Here is a 20,650-nt window from a genome sequence, read left to right on the forward strand (position 1 = left end):
TATATTTCTCGATATCCTGGCCTGTGGCGTGACGCCTGAAGTGTCACTTCACACCTCCACAGTCGCCATGCAGTGGCATGCCATAAAAACATTCGCCAGGACTCAATGAGCAAGGATCGTACAAGGATGAAACATCATCCTGCAGAGCGGGACATTCGAGAATTTTACTCGCAAGGTGTCTTCTGTGAGCGATGTCTCTCGGCCCATAGCTCGGCGATCTTGACGACGACCTGCATCAAGGCTGTGGGCAATTCCTTGCGTGCCGGCAGGCCGGTGGCCAGCATTTCGACCAGCTCGGGCATTTCATGCACGCTCAGACCCAGCGAGTTGGCCCGCTGCTGGATGCGCTGCCCCAGCCTCTCACCCTGGGTATGCATGAAATCCGTCGCTTGCTCTGCCGTGGCCCGAGGGGCATCGACAGTTGTGCCATCAGAAGACGCGGGCGCCTCATGATCAGGTACTGCATCGACGGGGCGTACGTGCACCCTGGGCGCTATCCCGGCCAGACCTTGCGCGAGCGCATGCTGCAGTTCGCGCAAGGCCGCATCACGCTGACCTGCATTGCTGGAGGGTTGCGTCAGTCGCTCTATCTCAACCACCAAGGCCACAGGCGCAGCGAGCTGATACCAGGTCAGGTTCAGTGCAAGCGTTGCCCGCGCGGCAGTCTCCCCTCTCTCACTGCTCCTGCTCTTCTCCCCCCTCTCACTTTCCGCACTTTTCACACTACCGGGCACTTGCATCTGCCCTTCGCCCTGCTCCGCATTGTCCTTCGCGGCAAGATTTTCCGGCTCGCAAGTCACCTGGGACTTGCGATCGCTACCCTCCTCGCCATCGCTGTCGCCTGCCACTAAGGTCAGCGACATCTTCCACTGCTGAGCCTCGCCGTGATCACTGCGGCGACTGTCAGGTGTGGCGTCATGCGCAGCCACGGGCGTCACGGCCAATGGCGCTGCACGTCGCTCCTCCTCATCCCGCGAGCGATGCCGATAAGGCGGCCCCGGGAAATAGAGGCTGAAGAAGACATGCAGGCCGGGCATCAACAGGCCCTGCCAATGGAAGGGCTGACCCAGAATCAACAACAGCTGTTGCTGCACCAGCCCGCTGGCAAGGGCGTCTGAGCCAATCGCCTGGCGAGACACATCAGAGGCGGCAGGTTGAGCGACGCCCAATTGCATGTTGGCGCGATAGGCACCCAGCGCACTGGCTTCATGAGCACTGGCACCTTGTCGGGCTACGTCCACACTACCCGGCGGCAACAAGCTGTCACCGCTCGGCCGTGCCATGCCCGGGCGCAACTCACGGCGCAGCTCTGCTCGCATGTCTCGCATGCGCCAGACAAAGGCGTCCTCGCGTGTCGCCTCCCAGGGGATGAAACGCGCCTCCGCCAGCACCGGCCATTGTCGCCAGGCCAACAGAGCCTCCAATCTGGTATTGGCGAGCTGCGGATGACCGGCGAGGTCGGCCAATCCCAGCCGATTCTCGACCCAGGCGAGCAGGTCCGCTTCGTAGAAGAGCCCGCTCTGGTGAATCTGCTGGCTCAAGGCCGCCGACAGACTGAGAAGCGATGCGCTGGACAACGCCATGGGCGCCAGAAGACCGGGCAAGGGCTGGCCGCGCGCCAGCAGAGACACAAATGACTGCCCTTCCGGCAGCGCCAACCCGACCCGCGCAGACGCTGAGCCGCTGGCCACCAGCTGTGACAGGGCATCGAGCAAACGCGTCATCGTCTGCGTCTGCGTCGTCAGTTCGACAGAAGCACCGGAGGATGGGAGGGAGGAGGAAGCTGACGCGAGGGCGCCAGTGGGAGAAGTGGAGGCTTGCGAGGCTGTCAGCAACGCTGCGCTGGCATTCAATGACGGGGCCGCAGGCCTTGCGCCTGATCCTGTTCCAACTCCCGTGCCCGTCTGGAAGAGCGGATTGGCGCCATTCTGGCCGCCACTACCCTTGCCGTCTTCCGCCCCCAGCCCCTGACGCGATAGGAGAGCGGAGGTCGGGAAGACGACACCGGAGTCCGCCGGCGGCGGGCGTTGTGCCGTCCTCCCCAACACCTGATGAAGCAGACTATCGATCAAGGGGTTGATGCCGCTCATGTCGTGCAATCCTCATTGCCAGGGAGGCCGTCAGGGAGACATGCGCGAGGCCTTGGAGGCTCAGCTCTCTCCATGCCCGATCAAGCCTGGCTCTGCTGAGCCTGGCCGCCCTGATCGTAACTTGCCTGACCTTGGTTGTTCTGGCCTCAGCTATTCTGATCTTGGCTGTTCTGGCCTTGGCTACTGTGGCCTCAGCTATTCTGACCGTAGCTGCCCTGGCCATAGCTGCGTGCCAGCTTGCGGCGCGTACCCACATCCCCGAGCACTTCCTGCAACTGACTCTGACGCGCCTTGAGCTGGACGGTCAGCTCTGATTCCAGCGTGGTCAGCGTGCGCAGGCGTTGTTCCAGCGCCCTGCGCGTCTCGGCGTTGCCACCTCGCGGCATGCGCAGCTGCTGCATCTTCTCGATATAGCTGGCCTGCCCGCCGAGTACCGCGGGCCAATCACCCAGGCGTGCTGAACGCAGCATGGCATTCATCTGCTCCAGCAGCTCATCGCATTGCTGGAAGGTGTCATCGGCGAGCAGTGCATTGCTGTCCATGGTCAGCCCATTCCCTTGTCGTGTACGGCAATCTGACGCCAGGCGTCTCCCAGCTCGTTGAGCAGGCGACGCGCCTCTTCGAGCTTTTCCGGGCTGTTGCCCAGGTTGGCCTGCATGATCAGGCGCGCGATGTAGTCATACATGCGATCGAGATTGGTCGCGACCTCATTGCCCTGCTCATGATCCAGACAGGCACGCAGACCTTCGGTGACGATGCTGGTCGCCTTGGCCAGCGACTGCCCCTTGGCGGCCACGTCGCCGGTCTCCATCTGCAGACGCGCCGCCGCCAGCGCGCGGTCTGCTCCCTCGAACAACATCACGATCAACTGGTGTGGACTGGCGGAAAGCACACCGGATTCCACGCCGACACGGGCATAGGCATTGGCGCCACGATAGCGACTCATGGTGATTTGGTTCCCTTGTTCATGGCGTTTGTCAGTATCTCTGTCAGATATGGAGCCGTCGTCGGCATGCCGTCTCGACTGCGGGCATCGCCGGAAGCATCGAATCTCGCAAGCGGATCGCGGATGGCCAAGGCATCAGCCACCGATCAGCCCGTCATGTCCCAGCTGTTTTCCAGCGTTTCCAGCTGACTGGTCAGGTAGTCACTGGTGGATGTCAGGTTGGCCACCAGGATGTCGAGTTCAGTGAACTGCTCCCGATAACGCTCGATGGTGGCCTCGATGGTGTCTTCGGTCTGCTCATACTGACTGGCGAGACTCTCCAGCGACCCCTCGATACCTTCCGTGGTGCTCTCCAGCGTACCGTCTTCTCCGACCACCTCTTCCAGCAGACTGGACATCTGGCTGGCGAAACCGCTGGTGCCCGCCTCATCATCGGAGATGAAGAACCCCGACATCGCCGCCAGCTGCTCACTGTCGGCGGCCTCGATCACGGCGCTGTCGAATTCGAGCTTGCCATCGTTGGTACGGCTCACTCCCAGCGAGGAGAGCGCATAGAAATCGCCCTCACTGGTGAAATTCAGCGCCGAGGTCAGACGACTCTCGATGGTGCGCAGCGTCGAATCGCCCAGCAGTTCCCCCGCGGTCCCTTCATCAGCATTGAAGGCGGTGTAATTGTCGATGGTGTCCTGAAGATCGTTGTAGGCATTGACGAAGGTTTCCATCGCCTTGCTTACCGACTCGGCGTTCTCCTTGACGGTGACAACGCTCGCAGTCGTGTTGGTCTCGCTCAGCGTCAGGGTCAGACCATCCACGGCATCATCGATGACATTGGAGGTGGCTTGCATGCCGATGCCGTTGACGCTGAATTCGGCATTGCGCGCCGCGACGACCTCCTCCATCCCGCTGGCTGAAGGATCATTGCTTGTCGCGTCATAGCTCGCCGGGTCATGGCTGAGCAGGCTATCGAGCTCTGCCACCTCGCCGCTGGTCGAGAGGCTCATCACCGCCTCGTTGCCCGTCTCGTCCGAGGTCATCACCAGGCGATACGGCGTGTCGGAGCCATCATTGACGATCGAGGCCGTGACCCCGAGCCCCGCCTCATTGATGGCATCACGAATGCCCTCCAGCGTGTTGTTGCTCTCGTCGATGACGATGCTGGCGCTGCGCTCGGCGTCCGCCGCATAGCTGCCGTCACTGGCCAGCGTGCCCAATGACAGCGTCAGCGTGGTCGCGGTGCCATCACCGATGGCCTCATCACGACTCGCCTGGCCCGTCGTCGCCAGACTCTGCGTCTGCGCCAGCTGGGTGACAGCCACCGAATAACTGCCCGCACTCACTTCCGAGGTTGCCGTGGCACTGACGCCCGAGCCACTGGCAGTGGTCGTCATGCCAGCATAGGTCTCGGCATCGGCCAGCGCCGCGGCGGCGGTATCCAGGGATTCCAGACGACTTTGAATCGTGCCCCAGGCCGACAACTCGGCCTCGTAACTTGCCTGCTGGGTCTCGATCGGCGTGAGCTTCTGACGCTCTGCCGTCTCCAGATCCGTCAGCAGACTGTTGAGGTCGAGCCCAGAGCCAATCCCCAGCGATGAAATCGTCGCCATATGCACCTCTCGATAGGGTGAAGGTATTTTCACATGCCCGCTGAGTCGCCATCAGGCGAAAAAGCACGCATACCGGGCGTATTTGTCTGTCTGAGTGTTGTGGCTATCGGCACAGGGTTCGTGAACTTGAGGGCTTTCTTGTGCAGACGCTTTCTGTGTGAGCGCCTTCTTCTTTCGATCACCTTCTTTCGACCACCTTCTTGATCACCTTCTTCTTTCGACCACCTTCTTTTTCGATCGCCTTCCTTGTTGATCACCTCCCGAGCGCACCCCGCATTGGACCTCAGACTACAGAAAGGTAGTCACCCTACAGCGCCTACGACGTATCGCTTACCGCACCGCAAACGTTTGCGGTTCATAATTGGCGCCATTGTGAACCAGCGGATTCAGACACTGGCTCGACTCATTCCTGCTTTACCCAAGGACTGCGACGTGAAACGACACGGCATCTTGAACGGACCTCTCAGTGGCCACCTCGCCCGTCTCGGCCATACCCACACCGTGGTGATCGCCGACGCCGGCCTGCCGATTCCCGAGGGCGTGCCCTGTGTCGATCTCGCGGTGGTCCCCGGCCTGCCTGCCATGCTGCCGGTGCTGGACGCCCTGCTGGCCGAGCTTTGCATCGAGGCCACGACCCTGGCCGAGGAGCTGCCGGTCAAGAGTCCCTCCTTCCACGACGCCATCGTCGAACGTCTGGACACCCTGGACCGCCTGTCCCTCGCACCGATTACCCGCCAGCAGCTCAGTCATGAAGCCTTCAAGGCGGCGCTGCCCGAGGCGAGCGTCATCGTGCGCACGGGCGAGTGCACGCCGTACGCCAACGTGATCCTGCACTGTGGAGTGCCCTTCTGATGCAGAGCCATGCACAACCGCGAGTGCTGATGGCACTCAAGGGCATCGACAAGGGTTTCTCCGGGGTCAGCGTGCTCAAGGGTGTCGACTTGACACTGCGCGCGGGGCGCGTGCATGCGCTGGCCGGCGAGAATGGCGCGGGCAAGTCGACGCTGATGAAGATTCTCTCCGGCGTCTATCGCTATGATGCCGGCACACTGTGGCTGCGTGACGAGGAAGTGGTCTTCACCACCCCGCGTCAGGCGATGGACAGCCGCATTGCCATCATCCACCAGGAACTCAATCTGGTGCCGGGCCTGTCCGCCGGCGAGAACATCTTCCTCGGCCGCGAGCCACGCACCGCGCTGGGCACCGTCGACTGGAAGCGCCTGCACCGTGATGCCCGCCAGCTGCTCGACCGCCTGCGCCAGTCGCTGGATTCGCGCACCGCCGTCAGCGAGCTGAGCATCGGTCAGCAGCAGATGGTCGAGATCGCGCGTGCACTGTCGCTGGACGCCGAGATCATCATCATGGATGAGCCCACCGACGCGCTGACCGACATCGAGACCGAGATTCTCGCCGAGGTCGTCGCGGAGCTGCGCGCCGAAGGCCGCTCGCTGGTCCTGATCACCCACCGCCTGAACGAGATCTTCAGCATGTGCGATGAAGTCGCCGTGCTGCGCGATGGCCAGATGATTCACCAGGGGCCGACGGCGGAGCTGGATGAGGACGGCCTGATTCGCCTGATGGTCGGTCGCGAGCTGGCAGAACGCTATCCTTACACGCCCGCCAGCCCTGATGGCGAAGTGATGCTTGAGGTGAAGGATCTCGAGGCGCCGGGCGTCAAGGGCATCAGCTTCTCTGCCCGCCGCGGAGAAGTGCTCGGCTTTGGCGGCCTGATGGGCGCCGGGCGCACCGAACTGGCCCGCGCCCTGTGCGGCGATACCCGTATCAGCGCCGGCAGCGTGCAGCTGCATGGCCAGCCGGTGCGCTTCGCCTCGCCGGCCGCGGCATTGGCCGCGGGCCTGGTCTATGTGCCGGAAGACCGCAAGCAGGCGGGCCTGATTCTCGCCCATTCGGTGGCCAGCAACATGTCGTTGAGCGCCCTGCCGAGTTTCTGTGGCGCGTTCGGGCGCATTCGCCATGGCGAGGAAGCCGCCGCCGTCGAAAGCTTCGTCAAGAGCATGCAGATCAAGGTCAGCAATACCGACCAGCCGGTCGATACCCTGTCCGGCGGCAACCAGCAGAAGGTGTCGCTGGCCAAGGCACTGATGCCGGCGCCGGAGCTGGTGATTCTCGACGAACCGACCCGTGGCGTGGATGTCGGCGCCAAGCGCGAGATCTACCTGCTGATCAACGAGCTCAAGCGCCAGGGCAAGTGCGTGCTGCTGATCTCCTCCGAGATGCCTGAACTGCTCGGCCTGGCCGATCGCATTCTGGTGGTCGCCGATGGGCGCATCTCCGGCGAATTCAGCCGAGAGAACGCGACCCAGGAAGCGATCATGACCGCGGCCTCGGGCCTCGAGAGCCCGCTCAGCGGCGACAGCATTTCGAAAACCAGCACTTCATCGACAAACGCTGCATCGCGCGCTACCGCCCGCCCGTCTTCTACCCCCGATTCCTCCGCTTCCCGCCACGAGATGCCGAACTGATGTCTACTCCTTCTTCCTCTGCCGCCAGCGGCCGCCGCCTCGACGTCATGCGCCTGCTGGTCGACAACAAGGCGCTGATTGCGCTGGCTCTGTTGATCGCCGTGAGTGCCGGCCTGTCCGACAACTTCCTGTCGTCCGACAACCTGCTCAACGTGCTCCGCCAGACCAGCATCAATGCCATCATCGCCATGGGCGTGACCTTCGTCATTCTCACCGCGGGCATCGATCTGTCCGTCGGCGCGGTACTGGCGCTTACCGGCGCCTTCGCGGCCTCGATGACCGCCGCCGGCCTCTCCCCCTGGCTGAGCGTGCCGGGCACCATCATCGCCGGTGCCGGCCTGGGTGCCATTTCCGGCCTGTTCGTCGCCTTCGGTCGCATCCAGGCCTTCATCGTCACGCTGGTGGCGATGACGGTGTTGCGCGGTGCCACGCTCGTCTACACCGATGGCCGCCCGGTCTCCATCGGCGTCAGCGAAGCCGCCGACAGCTTCTGGAATCTGGGCGGCGGTTACTGGCTCGGCGTGCCGATCCCGATCTACATGATGTTCTTCGTCTACGTGCTGTGCTGGGGCGTGCTGCATCACACCCGCTTCGGGCGCCACGTCTATGCGGTCGGCGGTGGTGAGAAGGTCGCGCGTCTGTCCGGCATCAACGTCAATCGCATCAAGATCAGCGTCTATGCCATCGCGGGTGCCTTCGCGGCACTGGCCGGTGCCATCCTCGCCGCGCGTCTGGGCTCGGCACAGCCGAATGCCGGCACCGGTTACGAGCTGGACGCCATCGCGGCGGTCGTCATCGGCGGCACCAGCCTGATGGGTGGCCGTGGACGCATCTTCGGCACCCTGATCGGGGCACTGGTGATCGGCGTGCTCAACAATGCGCTGAACATCATGGGCGTCTCCAGCTACTACCAGATGATCGCCAAGGGCGCCGTCATACTGCTCGCGGTACTGATCGACAGCCGCGCGCAGAAATAGAAGCGCAAGTACCGCAGAAATAGAAGAGCAAGTAAGTAACACACGACACGGTTTCATTCCCGGCAGCATCGAAGACCCTCGCCCCCGTGCGCCAACCACGGGGGCCCTCCAGCGGGTCGCCGACAACAACGAAAGGACCATCGCCATGAAGAAGAAGAACGGAAAACTGCTCACCTCCACGCTGACCACCGCCATCACTGCCGCAGGCCTGAGCTTGATGCCGGTGCAATCCGCCATGGCCGACAAGATCGCGCTGGTGGTCTCGACCCTGAACAACCCGTTCTTCGTCAGCCTCCAGCAGGGTGCCAAGGACAAGGCCGAGGAACTGGGCCACGAGCTGATCGTGCTGGATTCCGGCGATGACGCCGCGCGTGAGCTGTCCAACGTCGAGGACGCCCTGTCCCGCGGTGTCGATCTGCTGCTGATCAACCCGACCGATTCCGATGCCGTGGTCTCCAGCGTGCGCACCGCCAATGGCCGCAATGTACCGGTGGTGACACTGGATCGCAGCGCCAATGGCGGTCGGGTCGCGGCGCACGTCGCCTCCGACAACGTCGCCGGTGGCGAACTGGCGGGCAATTTCATCGCCGAGAAACTCGCAGGCAAGGGTGAGATCGTGCAGCTGGAAGGCGTCGCCGGCGCCTCGGCCACGCGCGATCGCGGTGAAGGCTTCATGAAGGCCATCGACGGCCAGTCAGGCCTCAGCCTGGTGGCCACTCAGCCAGCCAACTTCAACCGCACCCAGGGCCTGAACGTGATGGAGAACCTGCTGCAGGCGCATCCGGGCGTGAATGCCGTCTTTGCCCAGAACGATGAAATGGCGCTGGGCGCCCAGCGTGCCCTGCAGGCCGCCGGCAAGGACATCCTGCTGGTCGGCTTCGATGGCACCGATGAAGGCATCAAGGCCGTGCAGGCCGGCAAGATGGACGCCACTGTCGCCCAGCAGCCGGCACTGATCGGCAGCCTCGGCGTCGACACCGCCGACAAGCTGCTCAAGGACGAAGACGTCGAGAAGACCATCTCCGTGCCACTCAAGCTGATCACCGAATAAGCGCTCACACGGCTCACGCCGCCTGCATCGTGAGACAGGACGCCGGCCGCTGGCCGGCGTTTTTTCGTCTTTTTGCGCCTTTCCATCAATGGCGTGTCTTGCTCGCCTCGCAGGGCCAGTGACGCCCGCTCGACTTTCACCATCAGGCTCACCACCAGGGATAGAAAAGTGATTCGACTCAAGGATGTGGCGGCACACGCCGGAGTTTCGGTGACCACGGTGTCGCATGTCGTGAATGCCACCCGCCCGGTGGCCAGCGCGACCGAGGCGCGAGTACGCGAATCGATCGCCGCGCTCGGCTATCGACCGGACAGCGTCGCCCGTGCGCTGAAATCCAACCGCAGCCGCACCCTGGGGATGATCGTCACCAGTGCGCACAACCCCTTCTTCGCCGAGGTGATCCGCGGCGTCGAGGACCGCTGCTACCAGGCAGGCTACAGCCTGATCCTGTGCAACAGCGACGATATCGACGCCAAGCAGCTCAGCTATCTCGAGACGCTGCGGGATCGGCGCATCGATGGCCTGGTGGTGATGACCGCCGAGAACGGCGCGGGCTTTCTCGAGGCGCTCAGCGCCCTGCCACTGCCGACGGTGATGATGGACGCCGAGCCCCAGCCGGGCTGGGACATGACGGTAGTCAATGATGATTCACGCCTGGGGGGCAAACTTGCCATCGAGCACCTGCTGGCGCAGGGGATCGAGCGCATCGCCCTGCTGACCGGGCCTCGTGATCATGCGCGTTCCCGCGAGCGCCTGAGCGGAGCACTGGACGCTCTGCACGCCGCCGGTCTGGGGCTCGCCGAGGACTGGCAGATCGCGACCCAGTTGATGCTGGCCGACGGTCATCGCGCGGCCCACCTGCTGCTGGCCAATCCAGCCGACAGACCCGATGCCATCTTCGCCTTCAATGACCTGCTGGCGCTGGGCTGTCTGCGCGCCGCCCAGGACCTGGGCCTTGAGGTACCCAAGCAACTCTCCATCATCGGCTACGACGATATCGAGATCAGTGCCTACCTCTCACCCGCTCTGACCACCATCCGCCAGCCGATCTATGCGCTGGGCACCACGGCCGTCGATCAGCTGATCGCGCGCCTGGAAGGCACTCCCTTCCCGGGCCAGACCCAACTGGCCCCGAGGCTGGTGGAACGCGACAGTGTCGCGCGGCCAGGCCAGTGCCTCCACGTTTAAGCACAGCCAGGCTTGAGCGCAGCCACGTTTGAGCACAGCCAGGCTAGATCACAGATCTATACCGGATGAGCATCAAACATATCAAACAACAGCATTTCTCTTATGGGTGAACACTGCCTACTCTGCCCCTCGTGAATCACCGCTGCCACGGCTGGCAGCACTAACATGAGGACACCCAGGTGACAGGCACTTCCCCTTCAAGCACTTCCCCATCGGACACTGCGCGATCCGATACTGGCCGATCAGATACTGTCCAGTCAGGCACAGCCTCGCCGACATCGACACCAGAGGCCGACAGCACGCCCGCCATTGGCCGCGGGTTGTTGTTGCTGATGGCGATCGCGGTCGCCGCGACCGCCGCCAATCTGTACTACAACCAGCCGCTGCTGGCGGAGATGGCCCGCTCACTGGGCGTGAGCCAGGGCATGATCGGCCTGATTCCCTCCGCGACCCAATTCGGCTACGCCGCCGCCATCCTGCTGATCTCGCCGCTGGGCGATACCATGGACAGGCGCCAGCTGATCCGCAATCTGTCCATCACCCTGGCATTGGCCTCACTGGGCATCTTCCTGGCCCCCAGCTTCTGGCCGCTGTTGCTGGCAAGCTTCGTGGCCGGGCTGGGCGCCAACATCACCCAGCAGCTAATTCCGCTGACCGCCTCGCTGTCCACCCCCGAGGCGCGCGGCAAGAACATCGCCACCCTGATGACGGGGCTGACCATCGGCATACTGCTGTCACGCACCCTGAGCGGCAGCATCGGCGGATATTGGGGCTGGCGCAGCGTCTTCCTGGTCGCGGCCATCATCACCGTCATCATCGGTGTGCTGCTGCATCGTCACCTGCCCAGCCGCGCGCCTGCCGTGCAGATGGCCTACCCCAGACTGATCGCCTCGATGGGCACGCTGTTCAAGCAACATGCCCTGCTGCGGGAATCCGCGCTGACCGGCGCGCTGTGGTTCGCGGCCTTCAATGCCATGTGGGCGACGCTGGCCATTCACGTCACCGATGCGCCGTTTGACTACAGCGTCCAGCAGGCGGGGCTGTTCGGTATCATCGGGCTGGCGGGCATCTTCGGTGCCAAGGCGGCGGGCCGACTGGTCAATCGTGTCGGCGCGGGGCGTCTGATCAGCTTCGCCCTGGTGATGGTGCTGGCGTCCTTCGCGGTGCTCGCCATGTGGGGTGACAGCCTGGCCGGACTGATCGTCGGCATCATCCTGCTGGACCTGGGCGTCTTCGCGGCCCAGATTCCCAACCAGGTGCGCGTATTCTCGATCGACCCCAAGGCCCAGAGCCGCATGAACGCCGTCTACATGCTGTGCTACTACCTCGGTGCGGCAGCCGGTTCCGCCATCGGCGTCAAGATGATGAGCGTCTATGGCTGGCAGGGCATGTCGCTGTTCGGGCTGGCACTGGCAGCGGTGGCATTGATTCATCATGGTGTGAAGCAGCGCCGCTCGGCCTCTTCATCACAATGAGATCAGGACAGTGAGATCAAGACAGTGAGACGAGAGCGCAAGCGAAGCGCTGGGTGGGCAGGCGAGGCGCGAAGGAGAGAAAGCGCGAAAGTGATGAAAGCGAAGCGATGAACGGCTGAGAGCCTGAGATGGCGCCTGGTCAGCACGTCGAGTCATGGGCAATCACACCCCGTGCCACGGCAGCTGGCCAGGCGCCTGAAATGGTGGCGCAATTCAGGTAAACTCTGCGCGCCATTTCGGTGCGTCGCCGAGGTGGTACGCGATTCACGACCCGTTATCGGGGCAAGAACCCGTCAAACCCTCGAGATCCACATGAAGCTCATCGTCAAACTTATCCTCGGCATCATTGCCGGCCTGCTGATCGGCCTGATGGCCCCGGATGCCCTCGTACGTGCCGCGCTGACCGCCAAGGTCATCATCGGCCAGCTGATCAACTTCACCATCCCGTTGATCATCCTGTTCTACGTCATGAGCGGCATCGCGTCGCTGCCGAAGAATTCCGGCGCCATGCTGGGTCGCACCGTCGGCATGGCCTACGGGTCGACGATTCTGGCCGGCATCTTCGCCTTCCTGGTGGCCAGCAACCTGCTGCCCGGCATGCTGTCCGGCATGGCGCCGGTCGCTGAAGGCCGCGATGCCCTGACTCCCTTTCTCGATCTCGAAATCCCCGCTGCACTGCCGGTGATGACGGCCCTGGTGCTGGCCTTCGTGTTCGGCGTGGTCATCAGCCGCCGCGAACTGCCGACCCTGAAAAGCGCCGTCTTCGAATCGCGTGAAGTGGTCGAGGTGTTCCTCAATCGCGTCATCATCCCGCTGCTGCCCCTGTTCATCGCCGGCACCTTTGCCGAGATGGCCTACGAGGGCAAGGCGCTGTCGACACTGGATACCTTCTGGAAGGTGCTGGTGCTGGCGATCGTGATGCACTGGATCTGGCTGAGCACGGCCTATCTCATCACCGGCCTGATCCAGCGTCGTTCTCCGCTGGGCCTCCTGCGCAACATGCTGCCGGCCTACCTGACGGCGCTGGGCACCATGTCGTCGGCGGCGACCATTCCGGTCAGCCTGCGTCAGACCAAGGCCAATGGCGTCAGCGATGAAGTGGCCAACTTCAGCGTGCCGCTGTGCGCCACCATCCACCTGTCCGGTTCCACCATCACCATCGTCACCTGTGCCACTGCCGTGATGATGATGAGCCACAACCTGGCACTCGCAAGCCTCGGCGAGGTGATTCCGTTTCTGATCATGCTGGGCCTGACCATGATCGCCGCGCCCGGAGCACCGGGTGGCGCGGTGATGGCGGCGCTTGGCGTGCTGGGCAGCATGCTCGGCTTTGGCGAGGCGGAACTTGGCCTGATGATCGCGCTGTATCTGGCCCAGGACAGCTTCGGCACCGCCACCAACGTCACCGGCGATGGCGTGATCGCGCTATGGGTCGATCACTTCGCGCGCCGCGATGGCGTGGTAGCTACGCCTGCGTCAGATGCCGCGACCGGTGAAGCACCGGTGGCACGCTCACAGCCGTGAGCTGCCATATGTGCTGAGCCGTGAGCTGTCGCATGCTCTGAGCCGTGCAAGAAGTGAGCTGAGCCACCTGTGCTGACAGTCGTCAAAAGCCCCGCCTCCTTTCGGAGACGGGGCTTTTTCATGCCCGCGGTCATCCATACGGTCATCCATACGCTCATCTCCACGGTCTTCCTCACGATCATCCTCTCAATCACCCCGCAGGATGGCGTGCCGACGGGAGGTGAGACATGACGCCGCGCCGTGCCTGACACCCACAGGCCAAACGGCTACCATTGGCGCCCACGCGCGAGCGCTGTCATCGCTGCCGTACGCCATCACCCTGTTACCGTTGCCGGAGTGCCAGATGTCCCTGCTTCCCCCTGCACTGTTCTGTCCTTCGATATCACTACCGATATCTCGCCCGCGTCTGGCACGCATGTTCGCCACCCTGTCGCTCACCACTGCCAGCCTGACCCTTGCCCAGCACGCCAGCGCGCTGGAGATCGGCATGCCCGCCGATGGCGGCGTCAGCGTCAGTCCCGCCGTGATGCTTGAAGCCGAGGGCACCCTCGATGAGCAACTGAGCAGCCCGCTGTTGCTCAAGCAATTCTCAAGCCCTGAGGCCGTGGAGCAAGGGCTGAGCGATGGCAGCCTCGACGCCGCCTACCTGACGCCGCAGATGCTCAAGGCACTGACCGAAAGCGGCATGTCACTGCGAGTGCTGGACGGCGCGGATCTCGACGATGTCAGCCTGGTCGCGCGTGACGAGCTGATCCGCTACACCGAATTGTTCGAGCCGCAGGAGCTGCTGATCCGCTTCCTCAACGACACCACCCGTGCCGTGCGAGTGGTAATGAGCGATGACGATGCACGCTCGCATCTGGCCTTGAAGCAGTGGGTCGAGGTCAAGGTCGGCTCCAGCATGCAGCTGGTCAGCCCGCGCTCGCTGGAAGAGCTCGAAGGCGATGAATATGTCGGGGATGCGCCCCAGGCGCTGATCAACAGCCGCAAGATGCACGCTGCCTTCCTCAACGGCGATGACGCGACGCGTCTGGTGGCGCTGCATCCGCTGTCCAAGGACTGGCTGCCGCGCGCCGACATGCTCGACCTGCCGCGCATGCTGCTGGTCAGCCGCGCCGATATCCAGGATGCGAGCCTTGAGGCCGAGCTCGAGTCGCTGGCCGTGGAACACGCCCGCATGCAGCAGAGCCTGCACGGTGAGGAGCCGATGAAGCTCGCCTTCACGCTCAAGCAGGCCTGGCCGGCGGATGCCGGTGAGGCGCCGAGTCTGCCCAGGGTGGTGCATGCGCTGAACGGGCGCTCGATCCCGACGGCCGACATGCGCACCGCCCTCGAGGACTGGCTGGGAGAGCAGCAGTCAGCGGTCAGCTGGCCTGAGCTCCAGCAGTAGACCCAGCAGTAGACCCAGCACTAGATCCAGCGGTCATGCCCGCCACAGGGCGAATGACAGACACAAAAAAACCCGCCGATTGGCGGGTTTTTTCGATCAACGGCAACGATCAGGCGTCGAGGGCTTCTGCGATCTGGGACTGAGCCTTCGGGCCGATGCCCTTGACTTCAGAGATCACGCCATCGGCGTGAGCCTTGCGAACCTTGGCGACGTCGTCGTAGCCAGCGTCAGTCAGGGCACGGATAGCGGCAGCGTTGAGGCCGAGGTCTTCCAGAGAGGCCGCATCGGCTTCTTCGGTCGCTTCCTCGACGGCTGCGCCCATCGGCATCATGCGAGACTGGGCGATGGCCTGTTCGCGTGCCAGACGTGCCTTGTACTGCACCAGCTTCTGGTTGAACTCGTGTTCGACCTGCTTGCGGTGCTTGTCAGAGGCTGCGGCTTTCTCGCTCAGGCGTTCGTTACGAGCGCGCAGGTCTTCGACTTCCTTCTTTGCCTTGTCACGGGCATTACGGAGCTTGTCGGCTTCTTTGCTGGCTTCACGCAGCTGACGCTCCAGCTCCTTGATGCGGGCGTTCTGGTCCTGCTTGGTGTCCTGCTCCTGAAACAGGGATGCAAGCTGGTCGTCAAGATTAGCGTCGGTCATACTGCTATGTTGCCTCGAATAATTGATAAAGAGCTAAAGTCTGGGCGCACATTCTACCGCAGTTCTTCAGTTTGTGCTGCATTTGAGCGCAACCCGAGCGGGATGAATGTGAATCGGGGATCCTGCATGGGGCAATATTACCCCAATTGTGTGACATCGCCAGTCACGGATGATCCAGTCACGGATGAAACTGTGCGCAGGATGAGACAGCACTGAACGCACACGACAACCACACTCTCTGCGCCATGGCGCAGGTCACGGAAAAGACAGCCCGCTTTCATGGGCTGTCTTTTTTTCGCGGTTACCCGGCACTTGCGCAGGCCTGTCAGCACAGATCTCAGCACCCGCACCGGACTCAGTGCTTGCGCCAGTCCTCGAGCTTGTCGCTCAGCTGCTGACGACGCGTGTCGGGTGATGCCAGCGTCTCGGACTGATGACCTTCCCCGAAGCGATTCTCGAGATAGTCCATCAGGTTGATCAGCTCATCATCGGTCAGGCTGTCATCGAAGGCCGGCATGAAGACACTGTGGCCATTGTTCTCACGCTGCACGCCATTGAGGATCGCCTGAGCCAGATTGTCCGGATAGACACTGCCGGTCACGCTGTTGTGGAACAGCGACGGATAGTAGCCATCCTGGGTGCCGGCACCATCCGCGCCGTGACACATGGCGCAGTGGCCCAGATACAGACGCACGCCCGGCGTGGCGTCGGTCAGCTGACCGATCAGGTCTTTATCATCGGGGCGCTTGTCCAGCGGCTGACCGCGCAGCAACAGCACGTCATCGGCCGGTGCGCCCTGATTGAAGCGCGTGGCGACCTGCGGCTCGCTTTCGGCCTCGCGATCGCCATCATTGACTGCCTCGCCCTGCTCGCCCTTGCCATCCACCGCCGGAATCGACTTCAGATAGACCGCGATGGCGCGCAGGTCATCTTCACTCATGTGACGCATGGAGTGCTCGACCACATCCGCCATCGGGCCGCCAGCCTGCGCCTTGCCCTTGAGGTTGCCGGTCGCCAGATAGGTCTGGATATCCTGCTCGCTCCAGCTGCCCAGACCATCCTGCATGTCCGGCGTGAGGTTGAAGGCGCGCCAGCCTTCGATCATCGCCCCGCCGAGATAGCCTTCTTCATCACCGGTCAGTGCCGTTTCCTGGAAGGCGAAGCCACGCTCGGTGTGGCAGCTGCCACAGTGGCCCGGCCCCTGGACGAGATAGGCACCGCGGTTCCAGTCGGCACTCTTGTCGTCATGGTCCTGCCACGGCTCCAGCGGCGAGAAGATCTCTTCCCACAGCGCCATCGGCCAACGCATGTTGAGCGGGAACGGAATCTCGCTTTCGCGGTTGGGCGTGCTGCTCGGCGTCACCTCATGCATGTTCCAGGCGTAGAGCGCCTTGATGTCCTCATCCGTCAGACGGGCGTAGGACGGGAACGGCATCGCCGGATAGAGGTTGTGGCCGTCGGCAGCCTCGCCCTCGCGCAGCACACGGGTGTACTCCTCGAGGGTGTAGTTGCCGATGCCGTGCTCGGTGTCCGGAGTGATGTTGGTGGCGTAGATCTCGCCCACCGGGGTCTCGAAGCCGAGGCCACCGGCGTATTCATCGCCGTCCTCGGTGCTGTGACAGGCCGCGCAATCGCTGGCGCGCGCCATGTACAGACCCTTCTCGATCAGCGCGGGGTCATTGGTGGCGGCCTTGTCGGCTTCCACCTGGCTGGCGTGCTCGTCCTCGCCGCTACCACAGGCGCTGAGCAACAAGGCACTGGTGCCCGCAATGGCGGCCAGGCGGACGGCACGGGTCAGGCGTGCGGGGCGAAAGATCGGGCGGGCACCACGACCTTTCTCATCAATGGCATCACGGGTGCCAGCAGTACGGACGTGCGGGACCATGCTTATATTTCCTGTTCGAGCAGATCGGCAATACGCAGAGACAACGCCGCGATGGTCAGGGTGCAATTGACCGACCCGACGGTGGGCATGCTGCCGGAGCTGGCGACAAACAGGTTGTCATGGCCATGCACTCGGCAATCGCGATCCACCACGGAGTCTTTGGGGTTGTCTCCCATCAGGGTCGTACCGCAGATATGCTGGTTGTTGGAGAACTCATCACGGAACGCGATGTCGGTGCCTCCCATCAGCTGAGCGATACGCGCATATTGTTCACGGGTATGCGCGGCGCTGCGCTTGACGTAATCATCGATAGCATAACGGAATTCCGGGCGCGGCAGGCCGAGAGCGTCACGTTTTTTTGACGGCGTGATGCGATTGGCGGCCTCTGGCAACAGCTCGTGGAAGCTGTCGAACTGCACATAGCGGCTGGCGCGGTTATCGATCTGCGCCTGCAGATCCGCGCCGAGCCTGAGCGGTGTTTCCGACAGCACCTCCGTGGTCATCTGTTGCGTGCGAGCAATGTTGGACAGATGCAGTTTCTTGGACGCGAAGTCCTTGCGGAAGTCGCCGTCGCGCCAGGTGATGATCGAGGTCATCTCCTGAGGGCCACGCCCGGCCCACAGCGGCTCATCGGCCAGAAAGCTCACCCCGGTGCCGGGATGGTCCATAAGATGCCGACCGACCATGTCGTTCTGGTTACCCACCCCATCGGGGGTATGGGCGTTGACCGACATCTGCATCAGCTTGGGCGTCTCGATGCCATTGGCCGCCAGCACCACCCGCGCCGCACTCAGGCGATGCTGCTTGCCGTCGGGGTCCAGATAGCGCACCTCGCGAATCTTGCCGCTGGCATCGCTTTCCAAGTGATGCACGATGGCATTGTCGATCAGCCTGGCGCCGGCACGTTCGGCCTTCTCGACATGGATGATGCCGGAATACATCGCGCCGATCGGGCAGATGGGCATGCAGTTGTTGTTGCCACAGCAGGTCGGGCGCTCATCATACGGGCGGCTGTTGCGCGCCACTGGCTCGGTGACCATGTCGAAGCCGTGGGGATTGATGCGCTCGCTGACCCGCCGCTCGTTCCACGACAGCGGCAGAGGCGCCATCGGATACTCGGCGCTGCGCGGGCTGCCCAGATCGACATCATTCGGCCCCCAGACACCCAGCGCGACCTCGGCCCGGAAGTAATAGTCTTCCAGATCGTCATAGCCGATCGGCCAGTCGCGCCCGACGCCATACTCGCTCTTGAGCACGAAATCGCTGGGCAGAAAACGCCAGGAAGACGCCGCCCAGTGCCAGGTAGTGCCGCCGACCGCGCGAATGTATTGGGCGTCGTAGGCCTGCTCGCCCTTCTGCACCAGATAGTCGGCATTCTCGCCGTAGAGCATCGGGTGGGGCGCTGCCTTGCTGGCAGGATAGGGCCCCATGAAGTCCATCTTGTTGGCCTGGTTGCGGAAGCGCTCGACAATCTGCCAGCGCTGCATGCGCGGGCCGGCTTCCAGCATGATGACCGACTTGCCGGCCTCGGCCAGGCGATGTGCGATCAGGGCACCGGCGACACCAGACCCGACCACGATCACATCGGCATCATACGCACGGGATTCCTCGGCCATGCAGGATTCTCCTCGGGAAATTGGGAACAGCAACAGGGGCGGTCAGGACGCCCCAGGAAGGTCTGGCATGCAGGCGATGTCAGGAGCTGATGACCAAGCACGGACTCAAGGCCCGCCCTCCGCCACGCACAAGCCTGGGGAGAAAGCGTGACCACTCAGGCCTTGGGTGCCTCTGCCCAGAACCCCGGGCGATTGGGGCAATAGGTACGCACCACCTGCACATCGCGCGGCCCGGCATACATGCCAGCGCGCTCGAAGGCGATGACCTCGGCGGCAGGGTCACTGATCGACTTGCCGACCGTGCCCAGCATCCAGGCCTGCAGCAGACGGCGCACCAGCGCCATCTCGCCGTCACTCAGGTCTTCCTTTTTCACGTACTCTCGCGACTCGCCCAGGGCCAGCAAGCGGGTCTTGAGGGCCGGCAAGCTGCCGACACCGGGCACTCCCTCGGCCGGAATTCTCGCCAGCGCCTCGAAGTAGCGCTGGCCCAGCCGCTCATCCAGGGTCTTGTCGCTGAGCAGCCAGCGCGACAGGACCATGAACGTCGCGAAGGCACTGTCATCCTGCGTCTGTTGCTCGTCAGCGACTGTCTCGGCCAGGGCCTGAAGGGACAGGCCGCCGAACACGGCAATGCCTGCCCCACCGAGCCCCAGCTTCAACAGCTGGCGACGTGAAGGATCAGTAGCGCTCTGGGATGTCGACATGCGGCCCTCCCGGACAATGAATGGTTCACCCGACGCCAGCGCACCGCGTGCTAGGCGGTAATGCCATCTGAGCTGCACTCGAATAGCACACAAGCAGACCTCGAACGGTTTTGAACAGCTCTTGCGCAGCCCTTGCACAGGGTTTGATGAGTTGCATGGTAACAAGCGCCATCACGTTATAGACAAACGTATAATGAACAAGGAGTTCCTATTTAAGCAACTCCAGAGACATGCTTTGCGCAACCCAGCGCGCTCACGGGCAAACGCTTGCTGCTGGCCTACTGACAAGGGTCGGTCGAAACCGCGAGAGTTACCAGCGGATGCCCACGGATGCCGATGCCTGACGGAAGAGTCACCCGCGCCTGTCTCCCGCTCACCGGCAGTTCCCTGACTGTGCTCGGCGCAGTAGGATGTGGGGCAAAGGCAGCAGCTGTGGCCAGACTGGCTCGCTCACGAGCCGACGCCCGCGCCACCCATCACTCGACTTCAGGGAAGACTCGCCATGCTTCGTCACTTGCGTACTCCACTCGCTCTGCTCATGTGCACCGCCGTTCTTGCCGGGTGTGAAAGCGCCTCGCGCATGGCCGACAGCATTTCGCTGCCGGACTTCGGCTCCTCCTCGCAGACCGAACAGGGCGAGCAACGCGTCCAGCGCACCGTCGCCTTCCCGGAGGCGGAGTACGCCAAGCTGGACAAGACCGGCACCTCGGTGATCAAGGGCCGCATGTCCTACGAGTGGCAGGGCCAGACGATCTACGCCAATCGGGCGGGTATCTCGATCGCACCGGTCACCACCTACTCCGCAGAAGCCGCGGAACTGGCACTGGCAGGCAAGACGGCGTCTCGCGCCGACCCGCGCGCCCAGGCCTACACCCACATCGTGCGCACTGACAGCAATGGCTACTTCAATGCCACTGGCCTGCCATCCGGCACCTTCTATGTCGCCGGTGTCATCCAGTTGCCGGACGGCACACGCAGCCCGCTGATTCTCAGTCAGGTGCAGGTAGGCCGCGGCCAGACCCGCAGCATCGAGCTGAGCCGCTGAAAGCCTGCGTGTTCCTCTTGCTCTGCTTG

The 20,650-nt window shown here is 63.2% G+C and carries 17 protein-coding genes; 9 read left to right on the forward strand and 8 right to left on the reverse strand.

What is annotated here, in order from left to right:
- Nucleotides 1–164: 164 nt before the first annotated feature.
- The 4 genes from HA399_RS09030 to fliD form a co-directional block, all read right to left on the reverse strand.
- Nucleotides 165–2,090 carry a hypothetical protein gene (locus HA399_RS09030; RefSeq protein ID WP_404324721.1) on the reverse strand — a complete coding sequence of 642 codons (1,926 nt, stop codon included), beginning with the start codon at nucleotides 2,088–2,090 and terminating at the stop codon, nucleotides 165–167.
- A gap of 191 nt (nucleotides 2,091–2,281) precedes the next feature.
- Nucleotides 2,282–2,632 (reverse strand): flagellar protein FliT, encoded by a 351-nt coding sequence (locus HA399_RS09035; RefSeq protein WP_404324722.1) that lies wholly within the window; start codon nucleotides 2,630–2,632, stop codon nucleotides 2,282–2,284.
- A gap of 2 nt (nucleotides 2,633–2,634) precedes the next feature.
- A complete protein-coding gene (gene fliS / locus HA399_RS09040; protein ID WP_404324723.1) occupies nucleotides 2,635–3,036 on the reverse strand; it encodes a flagellar export chaperone FliS in 402 nt (133 codons plus the stop codon).
- A 146-nt stretch (nucleotides 3,037–3,182) separates the two neighbouring features.
- Nucleotides 3,183–4,640 (reverse strand): flagellar filament capping protein FliD, encoded by a 1,458-nt coding sequence (gene fliD / locus HA399_RS09045; protein WP_404324724.1) that lies wholly within the window; start codon nucleotides 4,638–4,640, stop codon nucleotides 3,183–3,185.
- A gap of 432 nt (nucleotides 4,641–5,072) precedes the next feature.
- Here fliD and rbsD point away from each other — a divergent pair, with 432 nt between their 5' ends.
- The 8 genes from rbsD to HA399_RS09085 all read left to right on the forward strand — a co-directional run bounded on the left by rbsD (nucleotide 5,073) and on the right by HA399_RS09085 (nucleotide 14,728).
- Nucleotides 5,073–5,492, forward strand: coding sequence for a D-ribose pyranase (rbsD, locus tag HA399_RS09050; RefSeq protein ID WP_303568072.1), 420 nt, complete (start codon nucleotides 5,073–5,075; stop codon nucleotides 5,490–5,492).
- Nucleotides 5,492–7,123 carry a sugar ABC transporter ATP-binding protein gene (locus tag HA399_RS09055; RefSeq protein WP_404324725.1) on the forward strand — a complete coding sequence of 544 codons (1,632 nt, stop codon included), beginning with the start codon at nucleotides 5,492–5,494 and terminating at the stop codon, nucleotides 7,121–7,123. The genes rbsD and HA399_RS09055 overlap by 1 nt, the downstream gene beginning before the upstream one ends.
- A complete protein-coding gene (gene rbsC / locus HA399_RS09060) occupies nucleotides 7,123–8,100 on the forward strand; it encodes a ribose ABC transporter permease (RefSeq protein WP_107334720.1) in 978 nt (325 codons plus the stop codon). The genes HA399_RS09055 and rbsC overlap by 1 nt, the downstream gene beginning before the upstream one ends.
- A 145-nt stretch (nucleotides 8,101–8,245) precedes the next feature.
- The gene (gene rbsB / locus HA399_RS09065; protein ID WP_404324726.1) at nucleotides 8,246–9,151 is read left to right on the forward strand and encodes a ribose ABC transporter substrate-binding protein RbsB; all 906 of its coding nucleotides are present in this window, start codon (nucleotides 8,246–8,248) and stop codon (nucleotides 9,149–9,151) included.
- Nucleotides 9,152–9,319: 168 nt separating this feature from the next.
- Nucleotides 9,320–10,339, forward strand: coding sequence for a LacI family DNA-binding transcriptional regulator (locus tag HA399_RS09070; protein WP_404324727.1), 1,020 nt, complete (start codon nucleotides 9,320–9,322; stop codon nucleotides 10,337–10,339).
- 332 nt (nucleotides 10,340–10,671) lie between these two features.
- Nucleotides 10,672–11,814, forward strand: coding sequence for an MFS transporter (locus HA399_RS09075; RefSeq protein ID WP_404324728.1), 1,143 nt, complete (start codon nucleotides 10,672–10,674; stop codon nucleotides 11,812–11,814).
- Nucleotides 11,815–12,126: 312 nt separating this feature from the next.
- Complete coding sequence (locus tag HA399_RS09080) at nucleotides 12,127–13,338, forward strand: dicarboxylate/amino acid:cation symporter (RefSeq protein ID WP_279833538.1); 1,212 nt, start codon at nucleotides 12,127–12,129, stop codon at nucleotides 13,336–13,338.
- Between the two features lie 343 nt (nucleotides 13,339–13,681).
- Entirely contained in the window at nucleotides 13,682–14,728 is a 1,047-nt protein-coding gene (locus HA399_RS09085) for a hypothetical protein (RefSeq protein ID WP_404324729.1), read from the forward strand.
- A 109-nt stretch (nucleotides 14,729–14,837) separates the two neighbouring features.
- Here the strand turns inward: HA399_RS09085 and HA399_RS09090 are convergent, their stop codons facing one another.
- The 4 genes from HA399_RS09090 to HA399_RS09105 form a co-directional block, all read right to left on the reverse strand.
- Nucleotides 14,838–15,371 (reverse strand): hypothetical protein, encoded by a 534-nt coding sequence (locus HA399_RS09090; protein ID WP_054556587.1) that lies wholly within the window; start codon nucleotides 15,369–15,371, stop codon nucleotides 14,838–14,840.
- Nucleotides 15,372–15,726: 355 nt separating this feature from the next.
- On the reverse strand, nucleotides 15,727–17,256 hold the full coding sequence (locus HA399_RS09095; protein WP_404324730.1) for a c-type cytochrome: 1,530 nt from the start codon (nucleotides 17,254–17,256) through the stop codon (nucleotides 15,727–15,729).
- 2 nt (nucleotides 17,257–17,258) lie between these two features.
- A complete protein-coding gene (locus HA399_RS09100; protein ID WP_192838864.1) occupies nucleotides 17,259–18,872 on the reverse strand; it encodes a GMC family oxidoreductase in 1,614 nt (537 codons plus the stop codon).
- A gap of 155 nt (nucleotides 18,873–19,027) precedes the next feature.
- Nucleotides 19,028–19,576: a sorbitol dehydrogenase family protein gene (locus HA399_RS09105; RefSeq protein ID WP_215822787.1), complete on the reverse strand. Its 549-nt coding sequence runs from the start codon at nucleotides 19,574–19,576 to the stop codon at nucleotides 19,028–19,030.
- A 580-nt stretch (nucleotides 19,577–20,156) separates the two neighbouring features.
- Between HA399_RS09105 and HA399_RS09110 the strand changes: the two genes are divergently transcribed.
- Nucleotides 20,157–20,621, forward strand: coding sequence for a carboxypeptidase regulatory-like domain-containing protein (locus tag HA399_RS09110; protein WP_215822789.1), 465 nt, complete (start codon nucleotides 20,157–20,159; stop codon nucleotides 20,619–20,621).
- Nucleotides 20,622–20,650: the final 29 nt, after the last annotated feature.

Source organism: Cobetia sp. UIB-001, from assembly GCF_044789135.1.
GTDB lineage: Bacteria > Pseudomonadota > Gammaproteobacteria > Pseudomonadales > Halomonadaceae > Cobetia > Cobetia amphilecti.